This window comes from Microbacterium sp. K41 (assembly GCF_004794395.1).
Classification (GTDB): Bacteria; Actinomycetota; Actinomycetes; order Actinomycetales; family Microbacteriaceae; genus Microbacterium; species Microbacterium sufflavum.
This window is the reverse complement of the sequence record NZ_SSDO01000346.1, coordinates 1-5,777: the sequence shown is the minus strand read 5'-3', so window position 1 is coordinate 5,777 and position 5,777 is coordinate 1. Positions and strand designations below refer to the sequence as shown.

The 5,777-nt window shown below is 70.8% G+C and carries 6 protein-coding genes; 3 read left to right on the top strand and 3 right to left on the bottom strand.

The window, feature by feature from the left end; genetic code table 11:
- Positions 1–4: 4 nt before the first annotated feature.
- Both DW309_RS10605 and DW309_RS10600 read right to left on the bottom strand, forming a co-directional pair.
- Complete coding sequence (locus tag DW309_RS10605) at positions 5–646, bottom strand: histidine phosphatase family protein (protein WP_136029737.1); 642 nt, start codon at positions 644–646, stop codon at positions 5–7.
- A gap of 1 nt (position 647) precedes the next feature.
- The gene (locus DW309_RS10600; protein ID WP_240745361.1) at positions 648–1,046 is read right to left on the bottom strand and encodes a DUF5684 domain-containing protein; all 399 of its coding nucleotides are present in this window, start codon (positions 1,044–1,046) and stop codon (positions 648–650) included.
- A gap of 117 nt (positions 1,047–1,163) precedes the next feature.
- Here DW309_RS10600 and aspS point away from each other — a divergent pair, with 117 nt between their 5' ends.
- Positions 1,164–2,945 (top strand): aspartate--tRNA ligase, encoded by a 1,782-nt coding sequence (gene aspS / locus DW309_RS10595; protein ID WP_136045355.1) that lies wholly within the window; start codon positions 1,164–1,166, stop codon positions 2,943–2,945.
- A gap of 92 nt (positions 2,946–3,037) precedes the next feature.
- On the opposite strand, the gene DW309_RS10590 is transcribed toward aspS, so the two are convergent.
- Positions 3,038–3,820, bottom strand: a complete 783-nt coding sequence (locus tag DW309_RS10590; protein ID WP_136036377.1) for a sulfite exporter TauE/SafE family protein — start codon at positions 3,818–3,820, stop codon at positions 3,038–3,040.
- A gap of 107 nt (positions 3,821–3,927) precedes the next feature.
- Between DW309_RS10590 and DW309_RS10585 the strand changes: the two genes are divergently transcribed.
- Both DW309_RS10585 and DW309_RS10580 read left to right on the top strand, forming a co-directional pair.
- Positions 3,928–4,440 carry a GNAT family N-acetyltransferase gene (locus DW309_RS10585; RefSeq protein WP_136045354.1) on the top strand — a complete coding sequence of 171 codons (513 nt, stop codon included), beginning with the start codon at positions 3,928–3,930 and terminating at the stop codon, positions 4,438–4,440.
- A gap of 159 nt (positions 4,441–4,599) precedes the next feature.
- Complete coding sequence (locus tag DW309_RS10580) at positions 4,600–5,745, top strand: ABC transporter substrate-binding protein (protein WP_136045353.1); 1,146 nt, start codon at positions 4,600–4,602, stop codon at positions 5,743–5,745.
- Positions 5,746–5,777: the final 32 nt, after the last annotated feature.

Genomic DNA, 5,777 nt, shown 5'->3' with positions numbered 1-5,777 from the left:
CGGGTCAGACCGCGCCGACGTCGACCGCGTCGCCGGTGGCGGCGGGCTCCGCGTAGGCGACCTCGCGCCACACGTCGCCCACGCGCTCGAACGAGGTGACGCTCGACAGGGCGCAGCGCCGCGTGCGGGGGTCGTGCTGCAGCGGAAGCCCCGCCACGCGCAGGTGCGTGATCCAGATGGGCGCCTGGTGCGACACCATCACGATGTCGCCCTCGGTCGTGCTCTCCAGTGCGGCCGTCCACGCCTCATCCATGATCCCGAGCATGCGCTCCGCGATCGACGCATACGGCTCGCCCCAGCTGGGGACCGACGGCTGCCGCAGATGCCACCAGTTGAGCGGGTTCATCAGCGACCGGCGCATGCGGGTGCCCTCGAAGACGTTCGTCGGCTCGATCAGACGGATGTCGATCTCCGGCACCAGGTCGAACCGCTCGGCGAACGGCTCCGCCGACTCCTGCGCGCGCTCCAGCGGCGAGGCGTACAGCGCCGCCACGGGGTCGCCGAGCTGCGCCACGTGCGCGGCCGCCGACGCCGCCATCCCGCGGCCCGCGCGGCTCAGGTGATAGTCGGGCAGCCGGCCGTACAGCACGCGGGCGGGGTTGTGCACCTCACCGTGCCGCACGAGGTGCAGTCGCGATACCCCCACGTCAGATCTCGCGGTAGCGGGAGTCGCCGAAGCCGAGGATGAAGTATCCGATGAACGAGAACACGAAGAGGAGGAAGAACGAGAAGACGCCGCCCTTGCCGAAGCGGGCGCCGACCTTCACGGCCACGACGATCGCGAGCACCACGTTGGCGATCGGCACCAGGTAGAGCAGGACCCACCAGCCCGACATCCCGGCGATGCGCAACAGGAAGATCGCGTTGACGATCGGGATGAGGGCGAGGATGCCCGGATATCCGGCCTTGGTGAACACCTTCCACCAGGCGACGGCGAGGAGGATGTAGAAGATCAACGCCACCACGCCGGTGGTCCCGGAGAGGAACTGACCGAGGAAGTCGGGGACGACCGGGACGTCGGCCGCGGGGACGAGAGCGAGGTTCATGGGGGCACCTTCCGTTCACAGACACCCTACTGAGGGACGGGCCGTCCCGTGAGAAGGGGTCGCGCACCCCCGTAGACTGGGCGGGTTCTCCATTTCCCAGATCAGAAGGAATACTCCGTGCTGCGCACCCACACCGCAGGCTCCCTGCGCGCCGAGAACATCGGTCAGACCGTCACCCTCACCGGGTGGGTCGATCGTCGTCGTGACCACGGAGGCGTCGCGTTCATCGATCTGCGGGATGCCTCGGGCATCGCCCAGGTGGTCATCCGCGACGAGGAGGTCGCCCACCCGCTGCGCAACGAGTTCGTGCTCAAGGTCACGGGCGAGGTCTCGCGCCGCCCCGAGGGCAATGCCAACCCGAACCTCCCGTCGGGCGAGATCGAGGTCATCGCGGCCGAGGTCGAGGTGCTGAACCCCTCGGCTCCGCTCCCCTTCCAGGTCTCCACGGCGCTGGCCGACACCGAGACCGTGGGCGAGGAGGCGCGTCTCAAGTACCGCTACCTCGACCTGCGCCGTCCGGCCGCGGCCTCCGCGCTGCGTCTGCGCTCCGACGTGTACAAGGCCGTCCGCGACGTGCTGCACGCCGACGGCTTCACCGAGGTCGAGACCCCCACCCTCACCCGCTCCACCCCCGAGGGCGCCCGCGACTTCGTGGTGCCGGCGCGGCTGCACCCGGGCAGCTGGTACGCGCTGCCCCAGTCGCCGCAGCTGTTCAAGCAGCTGCTCATGGTCGGCGGCGTGGAGAAGTACTACCAGATCGCCCGCTGCTACCGCGACGAGGACTTCCGCGCCGACCGGCAGCCCGAGTTCACGCAGCTCGACATCGAGATGAGCTTCGTCGAGCAGGAAGACGTGATCGCCCTCATGGAGTCGCTCATCGTGGCGATGTGGAAGACGATCGGCGTGGAGGTGCAGACCCCGCTGCCGCGCATCACCTACGCCGAGGCGATGGCGAAGTACGGCTCCGACAAGCCCGACCTGCGCTTCGGGCTCGAGCTCGTCGAGGCGACCGAGTACTTCGCGGACACCCCCTTCCGGGTGTTCCAGGCCGAGTATGTCGGCGCGGTGCGTATGCCCGGCGGTGCCTCGCAGCCGCGCAAGGTGCTCGACGCCTGGCAGGACTGGGCCAAGCAGCGCGGCGCCCGCGGCCTCGCGTACGTGCTGTTCAACGAGGACGGCACCCTGGGCGGCCCCGCCGCGAAGAACCTGTCCGAGGCGGAGCAGGCGGGTCTCGCGGAGCTCGTGGGCGCCGAGCCGGGCGACTGCGTGTTCTTCGCCGCCGGATCCACCAAGGAGAGCCGGGCGCTGCTCGGCGCCGCGCGCGTGGAGATCGGCCGCCGCCTGGGTTACCTGAACCCGGACGAGTTCGCGTTCACCTGGGTCGTCGACGCCCCGATGTTCGAGCCCGCCGCCGACGCGGTGGCCTCGGGTGACGTCGCGGTGGGCGCGGGCGCCTGGACGGCGGTGCACCACGCGTTCACCGGCCCGAAGCCCGAGTTCGAGGACACGTTCGACACCGACCCCGGCTCGGCCCTCGCCTACGCGTACGACATCGTGTGCAACGGCTCCGAGCTCGGCGGCGGCTCGATCCGCATCCACCGCGAAGACGTGCAGAAGCGGGTCTTCGAGGTCATGGGCATCAGCGACGAGGTCGCGCAGGAGCAGTTCGGCTTCCTGCTCGACGCGTTCTCGTTCGGCGCTCCCCCGCACGGCGGCATCGCGCTGGGCATGGACCGCGTGCTGCAGCACCTGTCGAAGACCGAGTCGATCCGCGACGTCATCGCCTTCCCGAAGTCGGGCAACGGGTACGACCCGCTGACCTCCGCGCCCGCCCCGATCACCCCGGAGCAGCGCGCCGAGGCCGGCGTGGACTACGAGCCCGACGACGACGCGGCCTGAGCCGCTCGCGCACGATCAGGCACCCGCGCCGGGTCGGGCGGTTCCCCACGGAACCTGCCCGACCCGGCGTCGTCGTGTGAGCCGCGGACGGTTCAGCGGAGCGAGGCGAGAGCCGGGACGATGTTCTCGTTCCACACGTCCACGCCCAGCTTCGCGATGAGCGCGACGACCACCACGAGGAACACCACGCGGATGAACGTGGTGCCGCGCGAGATCGCCATGCGCGACCCCAGGTAGCTGCCCGCGACGTTCGCGACCGCGAGGATGCCGCCCAGCAGCCACAGCACCGACCCGTGCGGGATGAACAGCAGCAGCGCGCCCAGGTTCGTGGCGAGGTTCACGATCTTCGCCTTCGCGCTGGCCTGCAGGAAGTCATAGCCGAGCAGCGCCACGAGGGTGATCACCAGGAACGTGCCGGTGCCCGGCCCGATCATCCCGTCGTAGAAGCCGATGCCGAGGCCGGCGAGGCCCGCCATGAGGTGGTGCTTGTGGCCGTGGAAGCGCAGCTGCGTCGCGGCGCCGAGCTGCGGGCGGAGCGCCGTGAACAGGGCGACCGCGAGGAGTGCGACCACGATGATCGGCTTGAACGCGGCGGGCGGAAGCACCGTGGCGACCGCGGCTCCCCCGAACGAGCCGAGCAGCGCGATCACCGCCATGGGCAGAGCCGTGCGGATGTCGGGTTTCGCGCGACGGTAGTACGTGACACTGCTCGTCGCCGTGCCGAACACCGACGCGAGCTTGTTGGTGGCCAGGGCCTGCACCGGCGCGATACCGGGGATCAGCAGCAGCGCGGGCAGTTGCAGCAGACCCCCGCCGCCCACGACCGCGTCGATCCAGCCGGCGCAGAACGCCGCGACGATCACGAGGATCAGCATCCCCCAGGTGAGCTGCTCGAGCCCGAGCACCGTGCCGATATCCACCCGGCCATGATTCCAGAGAGTGCACCCTCCTCCCGCATCCGCGCCCCTGAGAGACTGGTGCCATGCTCGACGCCCTCCCCCTGCCCTTCCCCTTCCCGTCGCGCGTCGGCGAGGCCGTCCTGCGGCGGGCCACCCTGGACGACACCGATGCGGTGATCGCGCTGCTCGCCGACGACCCCATCAGCGCCGCCCGCGGTGATGTGGCCTCCGACGAGGATCGCCCCGCCTATGAGCGCGGCCTGACGGACATCCTCGACGACCCGTCCAACGACCTGCTGGTGGTCGAGCTCGGCGGGGCCGTCGTCGGCACGTTGCAGCTCACGTCGATCCCCGGCATGGCACGCCGCGGAGCCCGTCGCCTGCTGGTCGAAGCCGTGCGCGTGCGCAGCGATCTGCGTTCGGCGGGTCTCGGCGGGGCCGTGATGCGCTGGGTCGGGGAACAGGCCGCGCCCGCGCTCGGCGCCGCGATGGTGCAGCTGACCTCCGATGCCGCCCGCACCGACGCGCACCGCTTCTACGAGCGTCTCGGCTACGTCGGCTCGCACCGCGGCTTCAAGCTCACCGTCCCGCACTGACCGGCGGCCGCGCCGGCCCGCCTGTCGGTCCCGCGCCCGCGCGCCACCCATCGGACACCGTCCGTTCACCGCGGCCGCCACGAGCGGCAACCTCCGGCTCGTAGTGTCCTCTCGCAACCCGACCCCGGCGAACCCGCGCCGGGCACCGAGAGGATACTCATGGCACGCTTCACCCGCCGCGCGCGCATCGGCGCCGGCATCGCCCTCGCCACCACGGCCGCGCTCGCACTGAGCGCCTGCTCCGGCGCCGCCGACGCGTCGGGCTCCGGCTCCGGAGAGTCCGACGTCGACGCGTCGGCGGCCACGTCGGTGGCCGACTTCGGCACGTTCGCCGATCTGGAGGCCGCCGCCAAGGCCGAGGGACAGCTCAACGTCATCGCGCTCCCGCGCGACTGGGCGAACTACGGCGAGATCCTCGATCTCTTCGCCGAGAAGTACCCCGAGATCACGATCAACGAGGCCTCGCCCGACGTGTCCAGCGCGGAGGAGATCCAGGCCGCCGAGACGAACAAGGGCCTCGACACGGCGCCCGACGTGTTCGACCTCGGCCTCACCGTGGCCCTGCAGAACACCGACGCCTTCGCGCCGTACACGGTGCAGACGTGGGACGACATCCCCGACGAGCTCAAGGAGCCGAGCGGGCTGTTCGTGGGCGACTACGGCGGGTACATGTCGATCGGCTACGACTCGTCGAAGTACGACGCACCGTCCGAGCTCGACGACCTGCTCTCCGCCGACTACAAGGGCGCGGTCGCGATCAACGGCGACCCCACGCAGGCCGGTGCCGCGTTCGCCGCGGTGGGCCTCGCGACCGTGCAGTCGGACGGCACGCTCGACGACTTCCAGCCCGGCATCGACTTCTTCTCCGAGCTGCAGAAGGCCGGCAACCTGCTCAAGGTCGACGTGACCACCGCCACCATCGCCAGCGGTGAGACCCCGGTGGTGTTCGACTGGGACTACCTGAACGCCGCCCACACGGCCGACAACCCCGACTGGAAGGTCGTCGTGCTCGACGGCACCGGTTACGCCGGCTACTACAACCAGGCCATCAACGCCGACGCCCCGCACCCGGCCGCCGCGCGACTGTGGCAGGAGTTCCTCTACAGCGACGAGGTGCAGAACCTGTGGCTGAAGGGCGGCGCCCGTCCGGTCCGCATGGAGGCCATGACGGAGGCGGGCACGATCGACGCCGACCTCGCCGCCGCGCTGCCCGAGGCACCGGCGGAGACCGTCGTGCCGACCGAGGAGCAGTCGGCGAACGCCGGCACGCTGCTCGGCGAGAAGTGGGCCGCGGCGGTCCAGTGACCACCGTCGTCGCACCGGGGGCGGACGTCGCG